Annotated in this window: 19 protein-coding genes, 2 pseudogenes and 1 riboswitch; of the genes and pseudogenes, 5 read left to right on the forward strand and 16 right to left on the reverse strand. The window is 30.4% G+C overall.

The genetic code is table 11. The features are described from left to right. Nucleotides 1-116: 116 nt before the first annotated feature. From T483_RS0109210 to T483_RS30935, 3 genes and pseudogenes are all read right to left on the reverse strand, one after another. Nucleotides 117-2378, reverse strand: a complete 2262-nt coding sequence (locus T483_RS0109210) for a glycogen/starch/alpha-glucan phosphorylase (RefSeq protein ID WP_026886604.1) — start codon at nucleotides 2376-2378, stop codon at nucleotides 117-119. 221 nt (nucleotides 2379-2599) lie between these two features. Continuing rightward, nucleotides 2600-2911 carry a hypothetical protein gene (locus T483_RS30930; RefSeq protein WP_051560311.1) on the reverse strand — a complete coding sequence of 104 codons (312 nt, stop codon included), beginning with the start codon at nucleotides 2909-2911 and terminating at the stop codon, nucleotides 2600-2602. Between the two features lie 125 nt (nucleotides 2912-3036). Further along, nucleotides 3037-3382 (reverse strand): annotated as a pseudogene (locus tag T483_RS30935) (phage replisome organizer N-terminal domain-containing protein); the annotation flags it as partial. Between the two features lie 561 nt (nucleotides 3383-3943). Here T483_RS30935 and T483_RS0109220 point away from each other — a divergent pair. After that, the gene (locus tag T483_RS0109220) at nucleotides 3944-4417 is read left to right on the forward strand and encodes a MarR family winged helix-turn-helix transcriptional regulator (protein ID WP_026886605.1); all 474 of its coding nucleotides are present in this window, start codon (nucleotides 3944-3946) and stop codon (nucleotides 4415-4417) included. Nucleotides 4418-4422: 5 nt separating this feature from the next. On the opposite strand, the gene T483_RS30945 is transcribed toward T483_RS0109220, so the two are convergent. Next, on the reverse strand, nucleotides 4423-4584 hold the full coding sequence (locus T483_RS30945) for a hypothetical protein (protein ID WP_155268460.1): 162 nt from the start codon (nucleotides 4582-4584) through the stop codon (nucleotides 4423-4425). 199 nt (nucleotides 4585-4783) lie between these two features. On the opposite strand from T483_RS30945, the gene T483_RS28870 reads away from it, so the two are divergent. The 3 genes from T483_RS28870 (at nucleotide 4784) to T483_RS0109235 (ending at nucleotide 6890) form a co-directional block, all read left to right on the forward strand. Further along, a complete protein-coding gene (locus T483_RS28870; protein ID WP_196244863.1) occupies nucleotides 4784-5035 on the forward strand; it encodes a hypothetical protein in 252 nt (83 codons plus the stop codon). A gap of 83 nt (nucleotides 5036-5118) precedes the next feature. Further along, nucleotides 5119-5514: a metal-dependent transcriptional regulator gene (locus tag T483_RS0109230; RefSeq protein WP_026886606.1), complete on the forward strand. Its 396-nt coding sequence runs from the start codon at nucleotides 5119-5121 to the stop codon at nucleotides 5512-5514. A 32-nt stretch (nucleotides 5515-5546) separates the two neighbouring features. Beyond that, nucleotides 5547-6890, forward strand: coding sequence for a CynX/NimT family MFS transporter (locus tag T483_RS0109235; RefSeq protein WP_026886607.1), 1344 nt, complete (start codon nucleotides 5547-5549; stop codon nucleotides 6888-6890). Between the two features lie 190 nt (nucleotides 6891-7080). Here the strand turns inward: T483_RS0109235 and T483_RS0109245 are convergent. The 6 genes and pseudogenes from T483_RS0109245 to T483_RS0109270 all read right to left on the reverse strand — a co-directional run. Beyond that, nucleotides 7081-7233: pseudogene (locus tag T483_RS0109245) on the reverse strand (flavodoxin family protein); the annotation flags it as partial. A gap of 290 nt (nucleotides 7234-7523) precedes the next feature. After that, entirely contained in the window at nucleotides 7524-9350 is a 1827-nt protein-coding gene (glmS, locus tag T483_RS0109250; protein ID WP_026886609.1) for a glutamine--fructose-6-phosphate transaminase (isomerizing), read from the reverse strand. Nucleotides 9351-10014: 664 nt separating this feature from the next. Next, nucleotides 10015-11160, reverse strand: a complete 1146-nt coding sequence (locus T483_RS0109255) for a mannitol-1-phosphate 5-dehydrogenase (RefSeq protein ID WP_011967597.1) — start codon at nucleotides 11158-11160, stop codon at nucleotides 10015-10017. 1 nt (nucleotide 11161) lies between these two features. Beyond that, nucleotides 11162-11602, reverse strand: a complete 441-nt coding sequence (locus T483_RS0109260) for a PTS sugar transporter subunit IIA (RefSeq protein WP_026886610.1) — start codon at nucleotides 11600-11602, stop codon at nucleotides 11162-11164. Continuing rightward, a complete protein-coding gene (locus T483_RS0109265) occupies nucleotides 11602-13653 on the reverse strand; it encodes a BglG family transcription antiterminator (protein ID WP_026886611.1) in 2052 nt (683 codons plus the stop codon). The genes T483_RS0109260 and T483_RS0109265 overlap by 1 nt, the downstream gene beginning before the upstream one ends. Nucleotides 13654-14192: 539 nt before the next feature. Continuing rightward, complete coding sequence (locus T483_RS0109270; protein ID WP_026886612.1) at nucleotides 14193-15602, reverse strand: PTS mannitol transporter subunit IICB; 1410 nt, start codon at nucleotides 15600-15602, stop codon at nucleotides 14193-14195. 591 nt (nucleotides 15603-16193) lie between these two features. Here T483_RS0109270 and T483_RS0109275 point away from each other — a divergent pair. Continuing rightward, the gene (locus T483_RS0109275; RefSeq protein ID WP_026886613.1) at nucleotides 16194-16679 is read left to right on the forward strand and encodes a MarR family winged helix-turn-helix transcriptional regulator; all 486 of its coding nucleotides are present in this window, start codon (nucleotides 16194-16196) and stop codon (nucleotides 16677-16679) included. A 188-nt stretch (nucleotides 16680-16867) separates the two neighbouring features. Here T483_RS0109275 and T483_RS0109280 read toward each other — a convergent pair whose 3' ends face one another. The 6 genes from T483_RS0109280 to T483_RS0109305 form a co-directional block, all read right to left on the reverse strand. After that, the gene (locus T483_RS0109280) at nucleotides 16868-18004 is read right to left on the reverse strand and encodes a trans-sulfuration enzyme family protein (protein ID WP_026886614.1); all 1137 of its coding nucleotides are present in this window, start codon (nucleotides 18002-18004) and stop codon (nucleotides 16868-16870) included. A gap of 34 nt (nucleotides 18005-18038) precedes the next feature. Next, the gene (locus T483_RS0109285) at nucleotides 18039-19187 is read right to left on the reverse strand and encodes a trans-sulfuration enzyme family protein (RefSeq protein WP_026886615.1); all 1149 of its coding nucleotides are present in this window, start codon (nucleotides 19185-19187) and stop codon (nucleotides 18039-18041) included. A gap of 137 nt (nucleotides 19188-19324) precedes the next feature. Further along, nucleotides 19325-19441: riboswitch (SAM riboswitch) on the reverse strand. Between the two features lie 363 nt (nucleotides 19442-19804). Continuing rightward, nucleotides 19805-21079 carry an ABC transporter permease gene (locus tag T483_RS0109290; RefSeq protein WP_026886616.1) on the reverse strand — a complete coding sequence of 425 codons (1275 nt, stop codon included), beginning with the start codon at nucleotides 21077-21079 and terminating at the stop codon, nucleotides 19805-19807. Next, complete coding sequence (locus T483_RS0109295) at nucleotides 21070-21807, reverse strand: ABC transporter ATP-binding protein (protein ID WP_026886617.1); 738 nt, start codon at nucleotides 21805-21807, stop codon at nucleotides 21070-21072. Before T483_RS0109295 ends, T483_RS0109290 begins: the two co-directional genes overlap by 10 nt. Before the next feature lie 5 nt (nucleotides 21808-21812). Further along, nucleotides 21813-23249, reverse strand: a complete 1437-nt coding sequence (locus T483_RS0109300; protein WP_026886618.1) for an efflux RND transporter periplasmic adaptor subunit — start codon at nucleotides 23247-23249, stop codon at nucleotides 21813-21815. A gap of 428 nt (nucleotides 23250-23677) precedes the next feature. Next, nucleotides 23678-24886, reverse strand: a complete 1209-nt coding sequence (locus tag T483_RS0109305; protein ID WP_026886619.1) for a CapA family protein — start codon at nucleotides 24884-24886, stop codon at nucleotides 23678-23680. Between the last annotated feature and the right edge of the window lie 375 nt (nucleotides 24887-25261).

The raw sequence follows: 25261 nt of genomic DNA on the forward strand, positions 1-25261 counted from the left end.
TAATAAAAAGAAGACTAAAAACTTGAACTCTCAAGTTTTTAGTCTTTCTTATCAGTTAAATTTAGTACTAACCGGTATCGATCCCATTTGAATTAAATTATGATTTTATTTATAAATTATAACTTCCAAATGTCTTCATTGTATTGAGCAATTGTACGATCTGAAGAGAAAAATCCTGCTTTGCTAATATTCATTAACACTTTTTTATTCCAAGCTTCTCTATCTTCATAATCTTTAAATACGATATCTTTTGTGTTGATATAATCCTCAACATCAAGTAAAGTCATGAACCAATCCTTATTAACTAATTCTTTATGAAGTCTTGTAAGATTTTCTTCATCCCCAACTTTTGTCATTTTATCACTTATGATAAAATCAACCAATTCTTTTATTTCTGGCTTTTTATAGAATTCCTTAGAAACATAATCTGCATTCTTATAGTGCTCGATAACTTTTTCAGAAGATTCACCAAATATATAGATATTTTCATCTCCAACTAATTCATGAATTTCAACGTTAGCTCCATCTTCGGTTCCTAAAGTTAATGCGCCATTTAGCATGAACTTCATGTTACCAGTACCTGATGCTTCCTTAGATGCAAGCGAGATTTGTTCTGAAACATCACAAGCAGGTATTAACTTAGAAGCCTTAGTCACATTATAATTTTCGACCATAACAACTTTTAGATATTTATTAACTTCTTGATCATTATTAATTATTTCCTGTAGACAAAGAATAGTATGAATTATATCTTGTGCAATTATATAAGCTGGTGCAGCCTTAGCTCCGAATATCATTGTTATAGGTGTAGTTGGCTTATTACCCTTCTTTATATCCAGATATTTATAAATAATATAAAGCACATTCATTTGTTGTCTCTTATACTCGTGAAGTCTCTTAATTTGAATATCAAAGATAGAATTTTCATCAATTTCTACCCCTTGAGTTTCTTTTAAATATTCCTTTAGTGCAATCTTATTTTCTTTTTTAATTTCCCCAATCTTACTTAACACTATCTTATCATTTACGAACTTAGCTAATTCTTCTAGCTTAGCAGCATCTTTCTTATATCCATCTCCAATAAGTTCTGAAATATAACTAGCAAGTTTGTTATTACAATGAATTAACCATCTTCTGAAGGTTATCCCATTAGTTTTATTATTGAATTTTTCAGGATATATATCATAGAATGGCTTTAACTCTTCTTCTTTTAAGATATCAGTATGGAGAGCTGCAACTCCATTTACGCTGTATCCATAGTGAATATCCATATGGGCCATGTGTACTCTCTTCTCTTCATCTATAATAGCTACTTTTTCATCTTTAAATTTAAGTTTAACTTGATTGTCCAATTCTCTGATAATTGGTAATAAGTGTGGAACAACCTTTTGTAAATAAGCTATTGGCCACTTTTCCAAAGCTTCTGCTAATATTGTATGGTTTGTATAAGCACAAGTCTTAGATACTATTTCAATGGCTTCTGACATAGGTATCCCTCTTTCTCCAAGCAGCCTTATCAATTCAGGAATAACCATAGATGGATGCGTATCATTGATTTGAACAACAACATGTTCATGTAATTTATGAAGATCATACCCATTTTCATCTGCTTCAAGTAATATTAATTGTGCAGCATTACTAACCATAAAATATTGTTGATATATTCTTAATAAGCATCCAGCCTCATCACTATCATCAGGATATAAGAATAATGTTAAGTTCTTCTTAATATCTTCTTTGTCAAAATCAATTCCTTCTTTAACTAAAGCTTCATCTATTGTATCTACATCAAATAGACGAAGTTTATTTGATACTTCTTGATCATAGCCAGTTACATCTATATCATAAAGTGTTGAAGTGACTGTGAATCCTGCAAATGGAACTTCAAACTTAATATCAGATTTATTTAGCCAACTTTCACTTGTTATCCATGGATTCTTAACAGCTTTTTGCTTATTATCTTCAAAAACTTGTTTAAATAATCCAAAGTGATAGTTTAGTCCTGCACCATCTCCATTTAATCCTAAAGTTGCAATAGAGTCTATGAAGCAAGCTGCTAATCTTCCAAGTCCACCATTTCCTAGCGAAGGTTCTAATTCAATTTCTTCAATTTCAGCTAACTCCTTACCATTCTTAGTCAAAACATCTTTAACACCTTCATAAAGACCTAAATTAATTAAGTTATTCGATAGTAATTTCCCAATTAAAAATTCAGCAGAAATATAATATAATTTTCTCTTTCCTCTATTAACACTCTTTTTCTTGATTGTTCCCTTTGTTAATTCTAATAATGCTAAATAGATTTCTTCATTACTCGCTTCTCTCACTATCTTATTAAACCTTTTCTTTAAGATTTCGTTTAAATTTTTTTCTAACATATAATTTCCCACCTTAAATAAATTATTTATTTTTATACCCATGAGTAATATCTTCGATTTAGCCTTATTATATCAATATACATTCAAACCGATTGTATATTTCTATTATATTTTGTATATTTATCATGTGAATTTTAGGTTCATAAATTTCTATAAAAATAATTATATGATATAAATATATTGATATTACGATTAAAACCTAAAGCCTTAACATACATTTATCAATCAAAAGTCCACGATTTAATAATACGCTCATCTTTTCCTAACGGTCTCTCCTCTTGGAAAAAACCACTAACATCATCATTAATACTATCAATATCTCCGTCAATAACTTCAATTATTGACGCATTTTCCTTCTTTCGGCCTTTACCCTTTCCCCCTTTAACCTCTATAGGAATAGATTTGTTATTTTTTAGATTATCTGATTCTTTTTCTTTAATCATGCCTTCTTTCTTCCCATTAATATCCTTATGCGTAATTTCCAAGTTAGCTGCCTCATCAATTTTTATAGATTTAACATCATTCTCACCCACCTTACTTCCAGCGCTTATATCCTCACTTATAGCAATTTGACTTTCATTTTTTAAATCTTCTTCACTTTTTATTTATTCATTTCTAAATTCTTCTTTTTCTATCTCTGCCGAATTTGATATCTTATTGCTTTCAACTTTTTCCTTCACCTTAATATTTTGATGTTTAGCAAAATTCTTTACTCTATATACCTTATGTTCTGTAACTTCAATCATTTCTAATTCCATTAGCACATTTAGTGCAAGTTCAACCTGGTCAATATCCCTATTAAGCTCTATTGCTAAGGTTTCAATTGTATATGGAATATTTTTTGACATAAACAAATCGCCTTCTCTATTCACTTTCCCAGCCAAGATTACAACTCTTGTCCAAATATAGTTAATAAGATCTCTTTCAGGTTTTCTATCTATTATTTTTAATTTAGTATCCTCATGCATGTCAACTCTAAATTTAACATATTTTCTCTCTCTCATATTCGTCATTTCCTCTCATATTTATATATCAATAAATAAATCCATAAAATGTTCTTATATGCAGAAAAGTTTAGTATTGGAGCATAGCTGCCTTTTTTAATGTGCATATCTTTTCTCTTTCTTGTTAATGAATTTCCTTTAAATAATATTTCCTCCCTATATATGAAATATTATTTTTCAGCAAATTTATAAACCTATTTTAAAAAATATTTTCACCTAAAATACTACAATATTTTTATTTAATTTATGAGATATTAGCTAAAAAAATCTTTTACGGTATATACTTTTCCTACAAACATGAGTGGTTTTTCTGGACTTGCTTGCAGGGTAATTGCCGATATATAAACTTATATTAATGAATAACATAAGCATGCATAAAATTTACTTACACGAATTTATGCATGCTTAATATTTATAGAAATTATGTCACAGTCACATTTTTTCCCTTTTACAAAAGTGGTTTTTTAACATTTGCTCTACTATATATCACCTCGTTACGATATATAAAATTTTAATTCAACGTCACTTGACAAAAGTGTATGGTAGCCATATACTATTGTCATGGATAAATTTATAAATAACAAACATAAAATCGCATATGATTCTCTGGATTTAGCATTTGCCTTAATTGATCTTGATAAAAAGACTCGCTATTTCGGAACTGATGTGCCGATTTTTCACTCTGAAATTCATATAATAAAGGCCATTGCTGAACATCCTGGTATTCATGTAGGTGGATTAGCAGATATTCTAGGAGTAACAAAAGGATCTGTTTCCGAAATCCTCAAAAAGCTAGAGAGAAAGGCTCTGGTTATAAAGGAAATTGATAATCTTAATTTATCTAGATATTCATTGAGTCTGAGTGAAAAAGGTAAAAAAGCTCATAGCAGCCATATGTACTATCATTCTATTTTGAACAGCATGTTTGAAGATGAGCTACAAAATGCCTCCGAATATGAATTAGAATTTTTGTCAAACTTTTTATCGTCTATGATGAACAAAGTTAAATCTTTTAATGAAAACTTTGATGAATAAATATTTTACGCAAGTGCATGGCTTATATATTCATTTTCATTATAATTTAAGCCAGGAAATACTAATATCAAAAAGAAAAATTTATCAGAGGTCAGATATGACTTCTGATAATGGTGAAATGTGCAGGCGAATATATAAGCAATTATGCTTAAGTATATGGTAGCCATACACTTTTCCACCTATAATTAAAACAAGAAACTTATGGCAACTATGTGCACTATCACTCTATTGTAGAAAATATGATTGGACATGAATTGGAACTTTTCTCATTTATGATAAGCAAAATTAAATTTTTCAGTTAAAATTTTATACATGTGTATGTATACTATACGCTTTTTCATCATAATTAAGTTAGGAGGATATAATATGAAAAAGAAAAAATCATTAAAGTCATTTCTGAGTTTTGATAATAGTAAAGTGAGTAAGATAGAGCATAAACATAAAATACTTGATGCTGATGAAAGAGGTTTATGGACTACTGAAATGAGTTTATGGGCTATTTATACTTCTTTAGCCTCATGCGTTCTCTTTGGTTCTTATCCATATGAATGTCCGATATTTCCACCAGCGAATCTTTTCAATAACAAATTGGAAAACAGTAAATTTGATGGGCTCTAAAAAAATAAGACAAATGAAGAATTGTACCAAAGTGTATACCACCAATACGCTTTAGTCTATAATTAATGCAAGGAGGATCAGTGATGTATCAAAATAGGCGTTATTTGCAGAAAAAACTTAGTCCTTCAAAAGAAGAATATTTAAAAGCCATATATAAGTTATCTGAAAAAACACAATCAGTGCGTTCAATTGATCTTGCTGCTTATTTAGGATTTTCAAAGCCAAGTATTAATAATGCTGTGGCTATATTGCAAGAGGCTGGATTAGTTGTTAAGCCTTTAGGTGGGGAAATCCATCTCACTGATGAAGGACGTAAACAAGGGCAAATAATTATAGCTAAGTTTCAGCTAATAAAACAATTCTTAATTGCCTATTGCAATGTTAATGAGCAAACAGCAAGTGAAGATGCCTGCAAAATGGAGCATATTATCAGTGATGAGGCTACTTTTGCTTTTAAAAAATATTTAAATCAAGTATAAACATATGATAATTTTAAGGAGAAACTATATAAATGAATCAATTACGTAATGAACACACACAAAACCTACATCCACATTCAAGAAGATCCATACAAATAATACTGATAATCGGAATTACATTTACTGCAGCGAATTTGCGTGCACCTTTAACAGCAGTTGGCCCGTTGATCGATGAAATTCGTAGAAGCTTACATATTTCAAATACATTAGCGGGTATGATTACAACACTTCCGTTATTCGCTTTTGCAGGATTTTCACCTTTCGCTCCAAATTTGGCGCGAAAATTTGGCACTAAGTTAGTGCTTTTTTGGTCACTTATTTTCCTGACTTTGGGAATTATATTACGTTCGTTGTTTGGAGATTTAGGACTGTTTCTTGGTACAGTAATCATTGGATTATCCATTTCTGTAGGTAATGTGCTGATTCCCAGCTTAATAAAACATGAATTTCCTGAGCGGATCGGTGTAATGACGGGTATCTATACTGCTTCTATGGGCCTTTTTGGCGCTATAGCATCCGGTATCAGTGTCCCCGTTGCTTCAGAATCAGGATTAGGATGGGGAGTAGCCTTAAGCATTTGGGCTGCACTTAGTTTCTTATCCATTATCCTCTGGATACCTCAAATTACACGAAGAAAACAAAGAATATCTATTGTTCAAAGAACGGTTCATAGTGGCATTAGAATAAAAGCCAAAGACGTCCACGAAAAAAAAGATGAAATGGAGATCGTTAAGGCAAATAGTATTAATAAGATCAATCTCTGGAAATCCCCTTTAGCATGGCAAGTGACAGTATATATGGGATTACAGTCTATGCTACTCTATTGCATGATTGCGTGGTTACCAGCTATTTTAGTTCATCAAGGTATGGATTCAAGCAAAGCAGGATGGATGCTCTCCCTTTACCAACTGGTATCTCTTCCTACATCGTTCGTTGGTTCTATACTTGCTGGGCGTAAGGCTAATCAACGTCCATTAGTTATCACTGCTTCCCTATGTGTTTTGATAGGGCTTTTGGGAATATTCCTCGGAGAAACAGAGCTTACAGCACTATGGATGATTATATTAGGTATTGGCGGAGCGCTTACTTTTTGCTTAGCTATTATATTTTTCAGCTCTCGTACAAGAAATGCAGATGAGGCAGCAAGACTATCCGGTATGGCTCAATCAGGAGGCTACTTACTCGCTGCTTTCGGGCCGATGCTTTTTGGTTTTCTGCATGATGCGGTTAACAACTGGACGTTGCCACTTACTATCTTAATCGGTGCTGCCGGATTATGCTTATTTGCCGGTCTAGGCGCATCGCGCAATCTTTATGTTAGTAAAATGCTGGCAATAAAGACACCATCTAGATCTTCTATCTATAATCTAGATTAATGCAGTAAACTGTTTTTAATTTAAAAATAACATCCCAAAAGGTGGTTTTGATATGAAAACCACCTTTTTTTCCACTACAGCTAGCAATCACATTATTATGGCAGCTAACTGTATGGCAAATTCTCTTCCTGCATGATAGTGTTATGTGAATATCTTAGACACAAAAGTTAAACTTCTAAAATACATTTTATTAAACTAAATTTTCTCCATTCTTAAATGCTCTTAAAGATAACTCATTAAAAACTTCATCATCATTTCCACAGTAGTGGATGCAATCCTCTAATTTCCAACCTCCTATGTTACAAATATTATTAACATATTTAATAGCTTCTGCACCTTCTTCAGCTGTAAATAAAATCTTTATAGCAGGTAAATTCTTCATACAACTGCTTTGCCTGATATCTAAGCAGCTTGTCATTTTCTGAATCAACGATTGAGGTAGAACACTGTATTTTCTCTATTAATGCTGTTACTTCTTTATTGTTGTGCCCCTTTCCTTAGACGAAACATCTTCAATCTTGATCCCCACTAGATATTCTTTACTATAATTAATTGCAAAAATAAAAGAAGCATGAAGATTCAGGATTAGACCTGAGTTCTTCATGCTCAATATAAATTGTTTTAAATTATCAATTATTCTACTGTTACTGATTTAGCTAAGTTTCTTGGCTTGTCTATATCGCAACCTTTATTTCTAGCTGTATAGTAAGCTAAAAGTTGTAATGCAACTACAGCAACTATTGGTGAAACTAAGTTAAGAAGTTCTGGAATTCTAATTACTTTATCGAAAATTGATTCATCTAATACATCATTTTCGTAAGCAATTGCAATTACTTCTGCTCCTCTAGCTTTAACTTCAACTATATTGCTTACCATTTTTTCTCTTAATGATTTTTGAGTTAATAATGCTATTACTTTAGTTCCTTCTTCAATTAAAGCAATTGTTCCATGTTTTAATTCTCCACCAGCATATGCTTCTGAATGGATATATGAAATTTCTTTAAGCTTTAATGATGCTTCTATAGATAATGCATAGTCAGCACCTCTACCTAAATAGAATACATCTGTTTCATCAGTTAAAAGATTTGCAATTTCTTCTACTTCACTTGCTTTATCTAAAATTACTTGAACTTTTTCAGGTACTAATAATAATGCTTCTTTTAATTCTTTTTCTAATTCCTTAGTCATTAATCCCTTTAATTCACTGAAATACATTGCCATCATATACATAACAACAACTTGTGTTGTATATGCTTTAGTAGAAGCTACTGCTATTTCTGGACCTGCCATTGTATATAGTACATCGTCAGCTTCTCTAGAAATTGTACTTCCTACAACATTTGTTATAGCTAAAGTTTTAGCTCCAGCTTTCTTACAATCTCTAAGAACCGCTAATGTATCAGCAGTTTCTCCTGATTGGCTTAATGTTATTACAAGGGATTTATTAGTTACTAATGGGTCTTTATATCTAAATTCTGATGCTATATCAACTTCAACTGGAATTCTTGCTAATTTTTCAATTGCTACTCTTCCCATAAGTCCTGCATTATATGCAGTTCCACAAGCTACTATAAATATTCTATCTATATTATTAAGATCCTCTTTTGATAACTTAAAGTCTCCAAAAGTGATATCATGGCTCATTGATAATCTTGATGCCATTGTATCTCTAATAGCTTTTGGTTGTTCGTTGATTTCCTTTAACATGAATGAATCATATCCACCTTTTTCAGCAGCGTCTTCATTCCAAGTTACTTTGAAAACATCCTTCTTTATTTCACTTCCATCAGCGCTTAAAATTTTAGCGCCATCTTTGCCTATAACAACAAATTCTCTATCTTCTAAAAGATAGATATCTCTTGTATAGCTTATTATCGCTGGAATATCTGAAGCAATAAATGTTTCATCTTGTCCTAAACCAACAATTAGTGGACTATCTTTTCTTACTGCAATTAGCTTGTCTGGTTCTGCTCCAGTTACTACACCTAATGCATAACTTCCTTCTAGTCTTTCAGTAGCTTTAACTACTGCTTTAAAAAGATCTCCTTCATAATAGTAGTGAATCAAATTTGGTATTACTTCAGTATCTGTTTGAGATACAAATTCGTATCCTTCTCCTTTAAGCCATTGTCTAAGTTCTAGATAGTTTTCTATAATTCCGTTATGAACTACAGTAATATCTCCCTTTGAACTTTGGTGTGGATGTGAATTAATATCTGATGGTTCTCCATGAGTTGCCCATCTAGTATGACCGATACCAAGTGTTCCTTCAGCTTTACCTTGTCCTAAATTATCAGTTAAGTTAGTAAGACGACCTTTATGCTTTTCGATGCTTACCTTACCATCATTAACAACTGCAATACCTGCTGAATCGTAACCTCTATACTCCAACTTTGATAATCCATCTACTAAAAAAGATTTTGCTGATTTACTTCCAAAATATCCAACTATTCCGCACATATTTATCTTCCTCTCTTTTTTCACATAATATTTAATTTTAATTCTTCTTTTAACTTCATTCCTAGCACAATTATAAAAGGGCATAGTAATCCTAGAAATTAAAATTAAAACAAAGGTTTTAACACCAGACTGAATTTGTCCTGTGAATCACTTCACAGTTTTACCAGTCGTTTACGGTAGTGCGATACCGTGGGGCACCCGCCGAAGTTTCGATACTCCCCAACCTCGTCGACGTAAATGAAACTCCAAATCTTCGATTTGGATAGTTGAATTTACTCAGCGAACGAACGTGAGTCGAGTTTCCTTTAAAAAGATTTCATTAGCTATTCGCGTAACTTATATCAAAGCTTACTATTAACTAAATTCCTTTTATAAAAACCAACCCTGTAAAAATTCACTTTCAACTAAATCTCACTTAGTCCTGGCGCTTTTTATTGATTTTAAGATTTTCTTTCTTCTCCATTCATCACCTCTGTTTTCTTTATTTATGCCTCTTTGACTATTTTATCATATTATTTTCAATTGTCTATATTTATATATATATTTTATTATTACTTTTTGGTTACAAAATCATCTTCAGATAATTAATTATTAATATGTTAAATCACTAAAAATTATTAATAAAATATTTAAGGTGGATAATTATCCACCTTAAATGAGTTTTCTATATTGCTAAAACGTCATTATATGCCTTTTCTATCTTTTCTAATAAGTCATTATCATCGATATTAGCAACTTCTGCTATCGCTCCTTTTACGCCCTTTTCTTTTATTAATTCTTGTAGTTTTACACTTTGTGTATCTTCTTGATTATTGTAGTGTAATGCTGCACCTACTCCTAGTAATAAATTGTCAACGCTTAAGTCAAATCCTCTAGCAGTCATTAATGGTTTTATTAATCTATCACTATCACTTAATTTTCTAAGTGGTTCTCTTCCAACTCTTGATACATCATCTTTTAAGTAAGGATTTTTGAATCTTCCAATAATCTTATCTATATATTTGAAGTGAGCTTCTTTATCAAATTTATGCTTTTCTACTAAGCCCATTCCACTTTCTGTCATTGCTTTCTTAACAACATTATATATTTTTTCATCAGCTATACTTTCATCTATTGTTCCATAACCTTTTAAATTTCCTATATATGCTGTAATTGCATGACCAGTATTTAATGTGAATAGCTTTCTTTCTATATAAGCCATTAAATTATCTGCTAAGTTCATTCCTTCAATTGCTGGAATACTTCCTTTGAATGCTTTTTCTTCAACATTCCATTCATAGAATTTTTCAACTACTACATCTAGAATGTTTTCACTCTTAACTGGTGGAACAATTCTATCTACAGAGCAATCTGGGAATCCAACAAATTCTTCTAAATAAGCTTTTTCTTCCTCGCTTAGGCATTTTTCAACTTCTGCTTTTAATTGAGAACTTGCTTTTATTGCATTTTCACATGCAATTATATTTAATGGTGTTTTGATTCCTGCTTCTTTTCTAAGTTGTATTCCCTTAGCTATTGTTGGAGCTATTCTTGGTAATACAACAAGACCTACTGCTGTTGTTATAATTTCAGCTTCTTTTATTTCATCTAAAATTTCATCATTTATAGAAATAACTCCGCTTATGTTTTCAACTACTATTTCTTCACAATTTACATCCATCACATGTATTGTATATTTTTTATCTTCATTGATTTTATCAATTACTTCTTTATTTACATCAGCAAATACTACGTGATATCCTGCTTTTGAAAGTAATGCACCTATGAATCCTCTTCCTATGTTTCCTGCACCGAATTGAATTGCTTTCATATTACATTTCTCCTTCTTCTATAATCTCCATTATTTCTTCTGGTGTCTTTGCTTTTCTAAGTCTTTCAACATTTTCTTCATATTGAATAGTTAAAGCTATCTTTGATAATATCTCCATATGTTCATCGCCTTTTCCTGCTATTCCTATTACTATATAAGCAGTATTGCCTTCACCAAAATCTACACCATTAGGGTATTGGGCTATAACTATTCCTGTTTCAAGTATTTCTTTCTTGTATTCATTCATACCATGAGGAATAGCAACACCATTTCCCATATAAGTTGTAACTTCTTCTTCTCTAGCTTTCATTCCCTCTATATAATTATCTTTAACGTATCCTCCATTAATTAAAAGTCTACCAACTCTTTCTATCGCCTTGTCCTTAGATTCTGACGCAACATTTAATACTATTCCTTCTTTTACTAAAATTCCTTTTTCCATTAGTCTTCCTCCTCGTTATTTATAATATTAATTAAATAATCTCTAATATCTATAGTGTTACTTAGTCTTAGCATTTCAACAAATTCTTTCTTTTCTATTAATGAAACGCTTATTTTTCCAAGAATCTTAAGTATATAATTACTTTCAGTATTTCTTGCAAACATTACTATAAAGGTATCTACATCTTCTGTGGAAAATCCTATACTCTTCATAGATAAAGGTTTATTTATTCTATACACTCCTACAAATGGAGCAGTTATTGTATCACTTCTTGTGTGTATAAGGGCTACATGAGTTCCCGGAATTACAACATTTCCATTTTCCTCTCTCTTAAATATAAGATCCCTTATTACCTCTTTATCTGTTCCAATATCAATCTTGTGAATATCATCCACTATATAATTTATTAAATTAATAAATGAATCACTATCTGATTTTTTTAGCTGAAAATTCTTAACCATCGTATTAGCTAATTCATATTCGTGATTTGTCACTGTATTATCTTTTGTTTGAGCAAATAATTCTAGTTCTCTTTCATTATTACTAGCTTTAAAGTTAGAAATAAAATTACTTATATTCTCTATATCCACTTCAGTCATAAAGTGAGAAACAACAATTAGGTTATGTTTTATTTTCAAGTTTACAGGAACAGTGGATAGGATCAAATCATATTTATTTTTATCAATTATACTATTAATGTCATGTAAGGATACCACATCAATAACATTGATTTCATTAAATATAGACTTTACTTTACTACATAGTATTCTTGCAGTACCTATGCCACTTGGACATAAAACAAGTGCTTTTATATTCTTTGACATCGCCTGTTGCTTTTGTACTGCAACAGCAATATGCATTGTTATATATCCAACCTCTTCTGGAGGAATCTTAAAATTGTACCTAGAGAATATTAATCTGCAAGTATTTTTTATAATTTTATATAACTCTGAATAATGTTCCTTTATTTCATTAATCAAAGGATTTATAACTTTTAATCCTAAATTCAACATATAAAATGTTTGTTTAAAATGTTGAGTCAAATCTCTTATTAACTGCTCATCCTTAGTAATATCAACATATATCTTTTTTGATATTTCCTCTGTAACTTCTTTAGCAATGTTCTCATAGTTAATATCTGATTCTATAAGATGCTTGTTGTTAAAAAAGTACTTGTAATCACTTAAATATAAACATAGGTAAACAAGTTCATCTTCACATATATCTATATTATTCTTTTGTAATAGGTTACCTAAATATTGTATTTTTCTATATTCCTCTAAAGATAATATACTATTTTTAATCTCCTGAGGTAAATATATAATTTCTCCATTTTTTGTCTTTTTTATAGATAGCAATACCTGGATAAACAAACTAAAATATTTAACATCATTTCCTTTAAGATAATCAAAATCTATATCTTTTAGTATATCTTTTACTAATTGAATGGCTTCATTCCCAAAAACAATGTTAAACAAAGTTTTAACTATTGGATCAACTTTTTCATCATAAAGAAAAGCTATTAAATCTTCAAAAGGTTTAAAATCAAAGAATAGTTCTACTAATGCATTTCTCTTGTTCCACTCTGATCCTTGAATACTTATCCCATAGCTACGCTTTCTAATCACACATAAATTCTTAGATATTAGCCTTTCTTCAATATTGTCTATATCAAGGCTTATACTTCCCATTACAACATTGAACTTATGACAAAAGTACGAAGCTTTTAGTGGCTCATTACTAACTAATAGTTCACATATGATAACTATTTGTCTCTGTTCTTTACTTAATAGCCAAGGAATCGGAACCATATCTAATGATTTCTTTATTTCCTCTATATTTTCTTTATTACCTGAAATACTTAAATTCATATTTTCGTCATTAAATATAGTTATACTATTCTTCTTTAATCTTTTATTAATAGAAGAAAGTTCTCTTAAAATAGTTCTCTCACTTATGTCAAGATCTTTATGAAGCCGTTTTATATTAAAAGTTCCTTCATTTAATACTGTACTTAATATGAATTGTTGTCTAGGCGTTAAATTATTCATAATATCTCACCTGATTTATCTATTATTTTGTATATATTGATAGACTGATCATATCTATAACAATTAATTTTAACTTGAAGTAGAATCTTCAGATGTCATTAGATTTTAAATTTCTTAAATTCTTTTAAAAATAGATTTTCCTATTAAAGAAGATCCCATACACACATCTTAAATAAAACTGCTAATTTAAAGTTAATAACCCTTTGCATCATAAACGTTATCATCAGATCTACCAGTTTATCCAAAGTTCAAGCTGGAAGTCACTTTGTCTAAATAAAGTTTTATATAATAAAACCTCCTATTTAATTACTATAAATTATTGCTTCTTTCAATATATATATTACTCTATATGAAACATCCTTTCAATTCAAACAAGTTCAAAACTGTGATACATTTCTAATGACAAATTTAAAATTTAACTATTATTCACTCTTATCTCTACTATTTTATTAAATAAAAAAATAGTATTGGCAAATGAATTCATTTACCAATACCTAAAAGTTATATTATTGAAATCTCTTTTACTAATTAATCTCTTATTATTTTAATGTGTTAATAAACTCATCATACTTAGAACGATCTAAGAAATTCTTAACTGTAATTATATTAGCAGTTTTAGCTGATTTTCTTGCTCTTTCAACTAAGTTTTCTTGAGTAAATACAACATCTGCTTCTTGTGGAATGCTATCAACTGATGAATGCTTAACTCCAACATCAGTAATTCCAGCATCTTTTAATGCTTTCTTAAGAATAGATTCTCCCATTGCAGAAGATCCCATACCTGCATCACAAGCAAAAACTATTAATTTAACATCAGCTTTTGATACATTAACTACAGTTTCTGAAGCTTTTGCACCTTTGCTTTCTGCTTTCATACCTTTCATCTTAGCTTGAGCTTCTTCAAGATTTTCTTCTTCTCCATTGTCCTTTGATGCCTTAAGAATTACTGATGCAACTAAGAATGATACAATTGTTCCTACTGCAACGCCTCCTAAAACTCCTAAATATGAATCACTTGCTGTCATAGTCAATACTGCAAATATACTTCCTGGAGATGCTGCTGCTCTAAGACCTGCATGAGTTAATACAAAAACTAAATCTGCACATATTCCACCAGCTATTGCTGCTAGTATTAATACTGGTTTCATTAAAATGTAAGGGAAATATATTTCATGTATTCCTCCAAGGAAGTGAATTATTATAGCTCCTGGAGCTGATTGTTTTGCATTTCCTTTTCCGAATAAAGTATAAGCTAAAAGTATACCAAGTCCTGGACCTGGATTTGCTTCAAGTAAGAAGAATATTGACTTACCAACTTCTTGTGCTTGTTGTACTCCAAGTGGAGTTAATATTCCATGATTAATTGCATTGTTTAAGAATAATATCTTAGCAGGCTCAATAAATATGTCTATTAATGGTAAAAGACCCATATTTGTAACTACAGTTGCTAAACTTCCTAAACCATTTGAAAATGCAGTAACTACTGGTTCAATACAAGTATATGCTAAAATTGATACAAGTCCACCAAAAATACCAGCTGAAAAGTTATTAACTAACATTTCAAAACCTGTTGGAATTTTTCCTTCAAATAATTGGTCAACCTTCTTGATAACATATCCACCAAAAGGTCCCATAATCATTGCTCCTAAGAACATTGGAATAGAAGCACCGATTACAACACCTGCTGTAGCTATTGCACCAACAACGCCACCTCTGTGTCCGTATACCATTTTACCACCAGTATAACCAATAAGTAATGGCAACAAATACTTTATCATTGGATCTACTAGCTTGCTTAAATATTCATTTGGCATCCAACCTGTTGGAATGAATAAAGCTGTAATTAGACCCCAAGCAATAAATGCACCAATGTTAGGTAATACCATACCGCTTAAAAAACTACCTAATCTTTGCACGCTTCCTTTAAGAGACGATTTGTTAGTTTCCATAATAAAACCTCCATCTATTTTTATTTATATAATTTATTATTAGTTCTTTCATTTACTATCTTAAACTATGAAGAATACCTTTTCAATTTAAACAACTTCAAATTTGAGTGACGTTTTCAATGACAAATTTAAAGTTAATGTTAAACTGTTGAAAATACATGGTTATAGCCTAAAATGATCGAAAAGAAAGCATACTTTTATTATCTTTACAAAACAAAAAAATATACTTAGTAAGTGTTTTAAACCTATTAAGTATATTAAATATTACTTCAATTAAATTTCGAGCAATTGGCTAAAGCCTGAATTTTTTTAAATATATCAAACTAGCTGTTAATTTATTTGCATTTGCACTTTTATCTGCTTAGTACTTATTGCAATCACTCATATACTCATATATTGATCTATAGTAACACCATCACTCAATATAGGCGATATAGAATCATCAAATGTATTTCTTTAGGTATTAAAGTCATACTAATTTACCTTTTTCTATCAGAATCATTATAAATCAATAATCCTCATCTATTGTCTTCAATTTATCAATAGTTTATAATTTACTAATATACCACCTCGGGAAGGATTTGTTTTAATATGGAAAAAGAAAATTTATTTAAAGTTGCAGATTCCTTAGTTAGCTTTTTATGGATTATTCAAAGTAATATATTCAAAGTACAAGATATGTCTAAAATTTTTCAATCATTACATGAAAATGACAAACAATGTTGCTCTGATTTTTCTATTCCTCCTTCACATGCTAGAGTTATATTCTATCTTTTGCACAGCAATTCATCTCCTATTTCTCAAATAGCAGATAATATAGGTATATCAAAATCCAACATGACTCCAATTATAGATAACCTCATTAATTATGAACTAGTTAATAGATACCCGGACCCTAATGATAGAAGGATTCTTAGAGTTGAGCTAACACCAAAAGCTTATGATTTACTGAATTCTCTCCGTAATGCCATTTGTAATTCTTTTGCTGAAAAAATCTCTTCTCTTTCTGATGATGAAGTAATTACATTAGATTATTCCATAATAAACCTTATAAATATATTAAAAAAATTAAAATAATGCTTTCCTAATTCTCTGCTTACATAAAGGATATTTTCTAAATTATAATATTCGATTAATCCTAGTTTTTCTTCATTGCATCAAATTTAATGGAATTGTTCCTCTAATCGAAAGCATGAAAAAGGATGATTATATAAATTACCCTTTTTCATCAACTTTATAGCTACTTAACTTTATTCCTATAATTTTTATTTTTCTATTGCTTCTCTAAATGACTCTATTAAATCATCTATATCTTCTAATCCCACTGATACTCTTATCAATGTATCTGTTATTCCAAGCTCTTCTCTTTCTTCTTTTGGAATTGAAGCATGACTCATCTTAGCTGGATATGAGACTATAGTTTCAACACTACCTAAACTAACGGCTACTGCTACATTCTTTACATTATTTAAAAATATTTTTGTTCTTTCGAATGTTTTAAATTTAAATGATAATACAGCACCTGCCCCATCCGCTTGTTCTAAATGTAGTTCTCTTCCTTCCATAGAAGGTAATCCAAGATAATATACTTTTTCAACTTCTTCTCTAGATTCAAGCCATTCTGCTAACTTTTGAGCACTTTTTTGAAGTGCATCTAGTCTAACTTTTAATGTTTTAATACCTCTAACCAAAAGCCACGAGTCTTGTGGTCCAAGTACTGCCCCAAAAGTATTTTGTATTTGATAAACTCGATCTCCTAGTTCCTTTGTTTTAGTTACAACAAGACCTGCTATGACATCACTATGCCCTCCAAGAAACTTAGTTGCACTGTGAACAACAATATCCACTCCTAGCTCAATAGGTCTTTGCAGATATGGTGACATAAATGTATTATCCACTATAGTTATTGCCCCATTTTCTTTAGCTAGCCTACTAGCTGTTCTTAAATCTATAACTTTTAGCAGTGGATTTGAAGGTGTCTCTAAATAAAGCCCTTTAGTATTTTCTTTAAATGCTTTTTCTATCTCTTCAATATTTGATGCATCTACAAAAGTGAATTCTATATTGAATCTTGAGAATAATTTTGTAGTAGCTCTATATGTTCCCCCATATACATCTCCACATATTATAATATGATCTCCTGCAGAGAATATCGATAATACTGAGCAAATAGCTGCCATTCCTGATGCAAATGCAAATCCGCACTCACCACCTTCAAGTTCTGCAATTAATTTCTCTACTACGTCTCTAGTTGGATTACCTGATCTTGCATAATCATATTTTCCGAAGTTCTCTATATCAAATTGGTGAAATGTTGATGTCTGATATATTGGAGTGCTTACTGATCCTGTTGCCGGATCTATATCTCCACTTGCATGTATTAATTTAGTTCCAAAATTCATATTTAACGCCCCATTCTATTTTTTATTATAAATTCTATTTTCCTATAGCATTTTCTAAATCATTTAACAAATCTTCTACATTTTCTATTCCTACTGATAGTCTAAGTAGATATTCATCTACTCCAAGTCTTTGCTTAATTTCTTCTGGTATCTCTGAATGTGTTTGAGTAAATGGATATGTTATTAACGTCTCTACTCCCCCTAAGCTCTCTGCAAATCTTATTACTTTAACTCTTTCTAAAATTTTGGCAACTAATTCTTTTTCTTTTACTCTAAATGATAATGTTGCTCCAAAACCAGTTGATTGTTTTTTATTCAATTCATAGCCTTCAAAACCTTCTAACCCTACGTAATATACCTTCTCCACTTTAGGATTACCTTCTAAAAACTTAGCTATCTTAAGCGTATTTTCTTGTGACCTTTCCAACCTTATATGTAAAGTCTTTATCCCCCTTAAAATTAACCATGAATCAAAAGGAGATAAAGTTGCTCCTGTTGACATGTGAATTCTTCTGAGTTTTTCTAATATTTCTTCATCATTTGCTACTATGAATCCTGCAAGTAAATCATGATGCCCACCTAAAAACTTCGTTCCACTGTGAACTACTAAATCTGCTCCTAGTTCTAGTGGTCTTTGATAGTACGGAGTTAAGAAAGTATTATCCACAATTAACAGTAAATTATTTGTTTTTGTTATTTCTGCAACTGCTTTTATATCTGTTACCTTCATCATAGGGTTAGATGGAGTTTCTATAAGTATTGCCTTTGTATTTTCTTTTATAGAATTCAATATATTTTTAGTAATTGTAGTATCAATGAAGGTAGCTTCCAATCCAAAATCTCTAAAAATATCATCAAACAATCTATATGTCCCACCGTATAAATCATCAGATAAGATTATATGATCTCCAGACCTAAATAAATGTATACAGGCTGTAATTGCTGCAACTCCTGAAGAAAACCCTATCGCTGATTTTCCACCTTCTAAAACAGCTAATGTTTTTTCAGCTTCTTCCCTGGTTGGATTTTGAGCCCTTGCATAATCATATCCGGTGCTATTATTAAGACCATGATGTTTAAACGTAGCCGCCTGATATATCGGAAAGCTTATAGCACCAGTTTCTTTATCTCCACCTGATACTCCACTGACTGCAATTGTTTCAAAAGATTTTTTTAAAGTCATTATTTTGCCTCCTTAAATTTGCTTTGCTTAATGCATTACTTATTGCTAATATCAGAAATAATATTAATAAAAAAAGCCACTTCCAAAACAAGAAGTGACTTTGTAGTCATATTATAAGTTCTACCAAAACTTAATTCCTCTCATTTTTCAAGATATTCTCTTGCAGGATTTAGCACCAACGAAAAATTTATATATAAAACTTTTCAGGTTGCCGGGCTTCAAAGGGCCAGTCCCTCCACCGCTCTTAATAAGATTAACTTATCCAGATATTTTTTTGTTAATACTAATTATACATAGTTACATGGACTTGTCAATAATTATTAGTAAAAATATCGATTTTCTATGTAATTAGATTATTAAAATTTCATTATTACATAAAAATTTCTCCTGAATAAAAAAGAGATAACTATTTCAACTTTTAGCAAAATTAAAATAGCTATCTTCCCAAATTTGCCTATATAACATAAATCATATGTTATATAGGCGTTTTAAATAATACAGTTATTCTTTATAGAATTATCTGACTTGTACTATCTACTAATCTAAGATAAACTTCGATGAATTAAACTTATTAGAATATATATGCTTTATTTCTTATCTATTATTCTTTCATCTGTTTACTCGTATCTTAAAGCTTCAATTGGATCAAGGCTTGCTGCTTTTTTAGCTGGATAATATCCAAAAAATACTCCTATTGCCATTGAGAAAGTAAAACTTATTAAAATTGTCGGAATAGATATTGATATAGGTGACTTTAATACTATGCATGCAATTACCCCCATGCCTATTCCAAATATTATTCCTATCGTTCCACCAATTGAACATATTATCACTGACTCAGTTATAAATTGCATCTTTATATGACTGCTCTTAGCACCAAGGGCTTTTCGTGTTCCTATTTCCCTCGTTCTTTCCGTAACAGATACGAGCATTATATTCATTACTCCTATTCCACCTACAAGTAATGCTATGGCTGCAATTACTGCTACACCAAGGGATATCATATTAATCACTGACGTAAAAGACGCTGCTTGACTTTGATTATTAAAAACATCTATTGTCCAATTCTTATTGCTTTTATATAGCTTTTCCCCATATTTTTTCATGTCTTTTACAAGCTTTTGGGCATCAACATTTTGTTTAGGGGTAATAGTAAAGTATTGATAATTCTTGTTTTTTTGTGATGATTTTTCTGTTGTTACAGGAATATATAAATCAGTAACTCTGTCTTTTTCTGATGCCATACCACCTCCACCGAATAGTGAAGAATTTTCATATTCATATACCCCTACAATTGCATATGTTTCAACTTCATCTTTTGTATAAACCTTAATTTCTTTACCTAGTGGATCAGTCTTTCCTTTAAAGATATTATTAATAAGTTTATCAGAGACTACAGCAGTTTTTTTCGCTCCTTTAAGATCTTTATCAGTGATAAATCTCCCACTAGTCAGTTTTACATTTTTAACCTCTTTGTATCCCTCATTTACTCCAATAGCATTTACATTAGCATATAAATATCCATCCTTTACCTTTCCCTGTCCTTTTGTCTCATCTATACTTACGCTGCTAATTCTATCCTTAAATATTTCTTTAAATGCGTCTATTTGCTCTGAAGATATAAGATCGCTATCTTCTGGATGTTTACTTGGTCCATCATTAAATCCTGCAGAGGTTCCATCATCTTTTTTTTCAGTTAAGACAACTTCCATATTATTTGCACCCATGTTGTCCAACTCGCTTGTTACTTTAGATGTAATTGCACCTCCAATAGAAACAATTCCTATAACAGATGATATTCCTATTATAATCCCAAGCATAGTTAAAAGTGAACGCATCTTGCTTGATTTTATACCTGCTATCGCAAGCAATATATTTTCTTTTATAAACATATCTTTTCACCATCTGGAAATTTTCTTACATACTTGTCGTTATCTTCTTCTGATATTATCTTTCCATCCCTTAATGTTATAATTCTCTCTGTTTCTTTTGCCAGCTCATAATTATGAGTTATAAATACTATAGTCTTACCTTCTAATTCATGAACCTTATGAAACAAATCCATAACCATCCTGCCTGTTGCAGAATCAAGGGCTCCTGTTGGTTCATCGGCAAGTATTATACTTGGATTATTTGCAAGTGCACGAGCAATTGCAACCCTCTGTTTTTGTCCACCTGATAATTCATTAGGAAGATGTTTCATTCTATCCTTCATTCCAACAAGTTCCAAAAGTTCTTCTGACCTTTTCCTTCTTTCATTCCTATTCATTCCATAATAAAGCATTGGCAACTCTACATTTTTCAAAGCTGAACTTCTTGGAATTAAATTATAAGTTTGAAATACAAAGCCTATTTGTTTATTTCTAACTTCTGATAAACCATTGTCTGTTTCTTCATTAACATTAGTCCCATCTAAAAAATATGTTCCAGAAGTTGGCCTGTCAAGTGCTCCAATAATGTTCATTAAAGTACTCTTTCCTGATCCTGATGCACCAACTATAGATACAAATTCACCTTCTTTTATTGTTATATCTATATTTTTAAGAATATTTAATTGATTAGGAGTCCCAACATAAAAGCTTTTGACAATATTCTTCATTTCTATTATATTTTCATTCAAAGAACTCACCTTCCTTTTATTTGAACTTTCTCTCCAGGCTTATGTGTTGAAGGATCATCAATTACAAATATTCCATCTGAAATTCCTTCTCCTGAAATTTCAACATTAAAGTCAGATTCAAGTCCTGTATCTATTGGTAATTCCTTAATTATATATTGGTTTGCTTTTTCGCCACTCCTTTCTGCTACATATATACTCTTGCTATCTTCATTTTCAACTATGCTATCTGATGAAACGGTATAAATATCAGATTTTTCATTTGTAATAATATTTACTCTTGTACTCATTCCCACTTTCATATTTTCATCTGTATTATCAACTTTAACTTTTGCCTCAAAGCCTGCATCTGAACTTGTTCCTTGAGACTGAGATTGTGTATTCCCAGATTGACTCGCACTTACAGTTATACCTTCTTTTCTAGCAGATGGACTAACACTTTCTATTTCTCCTGGAAAAGTCTTATCGCCTGTTGCATCTGTTTTTATCTCTGCTTTTTGCCCAACTTTAACATTAGCAATATCGACTTCCTTAATTGGTACAGTTATTTCTATATTATCTAAATTTTCGATCTGAAATAAAACACCATTTCCTGGATTCCCCACAACAGCATTTACATTTGTAATTATCCCATCACTTGTAGCCTTAATAGTGCAATCATCTAGCTGCTGCTTTTGCTTTTCAATGGCTATTCTCTGGCTTTTATTATTATAATTTGTTTGTGCTGTTTCATAATCACTTTTTGCTTTATTTAGAGCTTGATCAACTTTAACCTTTGCATTTTCAAGTGCTGTCACAGCTTTCTCGTAGTCTGATTTAGCAGTGTCATAATCTATCTTGATCTTATTTAAATCACTCTCAGAAATTGCTTGAGCGTTAAATAAAGCTTTATTCTTATCATATATCTTCGCTTTATCATCAAGAGTAATTTGAGCTAAGCTTAGTGTTTCTTCTGCATTTTTAATATCTGCATTTGAGTTGTTATTATATAAATTCAATTCATCATTATATTCCTTTTGAGCTAAATCAAGTTGTGTTTTAGCATTAGCTTCAGTTGCATCAGCTGTAGCTGTAGCCTGTTCAATATCTTTTTCTAAGCCATTCGAATCTAGCATTGCTAAAATATCTCCTGCTTTAACTCTATCTCCTTCTTTTACTTTCACCTCTTGGACTGGATTGTTTAAATTACTGTATATGTTAGTAGATTCTTTACTTTTTATTTCTCCCAAAACATTAACACTATTTACAATCTTCCCCTTAGAAAGAACTGTGCATTTTACTTGTGGAACTGGCTTAGGCATAATAAACTTTCCTATTATAATAGCTCCAACTATTATAAATATTGTACATATTAATATTATTTTTTTACTTGGTTTCTTTTTTAGCTTCATCCCCTTAAGACTTATGCCTTTAGGTTTTAACTTTTTGATATCTAATTTCGGCATTTTTAAAACTTCCCCCTATTCTTAACAGCCTGTTTATCTATGTAATAGTAATTAACTAACATTGTCATATATATGTTACTCTTTAAGCACCATTAATTCTTACACTCTCTCGCAATCTTCCATTATACTGAATTTATGTAACTTTATTAACCTAATATTCATCAGTATATCATTAATGCTTTAACATAACCCTTAATAAAACATTAATTTTTCCTTAAATAAAAGCTTAGTATAAATCGATTCCTGTCTTATCACTTATATAATAACCTAAGTTTAATTATTCTTATATTGATAAACCTTACATTTATCTTTCAATTCTGTACCAATAATATGGCTAAAGACATATTATGAATAATTCCACTTAATATAAAGGCTGCTTCGAAGTAATTGCTTCGAAGCAGCCTTTATATTTATTAACAATAAAAACTCTATTTAATTTGAAAAAACTCATCTTTAATATTACCATTTAGCGTTGGCGATAATTCATTTAGTGTTTTTAATATAATAGTCTTATTATCACCACCTGCTAAAGTTGGAATATAATCATTTTTATCATTTCTTGAAGAAATCATTGCTGGAATTACTTTATACTCAAGACTAGATAATTTATCATCTTCAATATTAACTTTAATTTGAAGTATAAAAGTTCTTTTATCTGATGGATTTGAATTTCCTCCAAAACAAAAGTTTCCCATAGAATATGCTATAAATTTCCCCTTATAATTTTCCATACTTTCAATTACATGTGGATGAGAACCAATAACCGCATCAGCTCCATTATCTATAGAAAATCTAGCTAAACTTTTTTGAATATCATCTGGTTCATATTTTCTCTCTACTCCCCAATGAAAGTATGGAATAACAACTTCTGCTCCCTGCTTTCTTAACTCACTAATATCACTTATTATTTTAGATTTTAAATTATTAGAATATTCCCAACCTGTATACCCTAAAAATCCAAATTTTATTCCTTGAATATCCTTTAAGATTTTATATCCTTCACCACATATATCAATATTCTTTTCTTTTAAAGTATTAATCGTATCATTTATCCCTTGCTTTCCATAATCATAAATATGATTATTTGCTATCGTAACACCTTCTATTGATCCGTTAGTAAGAATATTAACGTATTCCTTAGGTCCTTTAAAATTATAAAATACTTCTCCATCTTTATGTGCTTTATCTTTGGAATCTGTAAATGTAGTTTCTAAATTCACTAATGTATAGTCATCTTTACTAAATATGCTCGATACATTTTGCATGAAATAAGAGTAATTCTTTCCACTACCTATAAACGCTGCTGGTAGACTACCATCATAAGGGAATTTAGTATCAGTTCCTAAAGTAAAATCCCCTGCAAAAGAAATAATAATCGTTTTCTTTGTTGGTTCTTTGAATTGATTCGCTTTATATTTATCATCATCAATAGACTTATCTGATTCGCCAGTTGCTTTATAGTTAGCTGTATTTTTTTTATTACTCAAACCTTCTCGGTACTTTAAATAAATTAAAGATCCAGTCAAAACTAATATAATTACCAATATAAAAGTTATATATTTCAAATAATTATTTTTTTTCTTCTTATCTCTTATGTATGTTTCTCCATGGCTGATCCTAGAGTTTTTATCATTCATATATAGACCCCTAACTTTTTAGTTTTGAGTTATCTTTATACAAATACTAACATATTATACACTTTGATTCTATATTTTATATATATTAATCACAGATTTAAGTTCTTCTGCTATTTTCATTTGTTCCCTTATGGCATTAACAATAACTTGCACTTGATTACATTTTGTACAGCTGCATTGTTTATTATATTTTGTGTTATTCCACGCTCATTTATAACATTTCTCATTTGATATAAGCATATAGTTCCAATAGAAAACATAAAACTTAATACTATACCTATTACTTCTCTTTAATAATATATCCTTTTCCCCATCATAATCTCTCCTTTGAATAAAGTGATTTTAACCTAAACCAATATCTTATATCTTGTAAAG

This window comes from Clostridium beijerinckii HUN142, assembly GCF_000621745.1.
Taxonomy (GTDB): domain Bacteria; phylum Bacillota; class Clostridia; order Clostridiales; family Clostridiaceae; genus Clostridium; species Clostridium beijerinckii_A.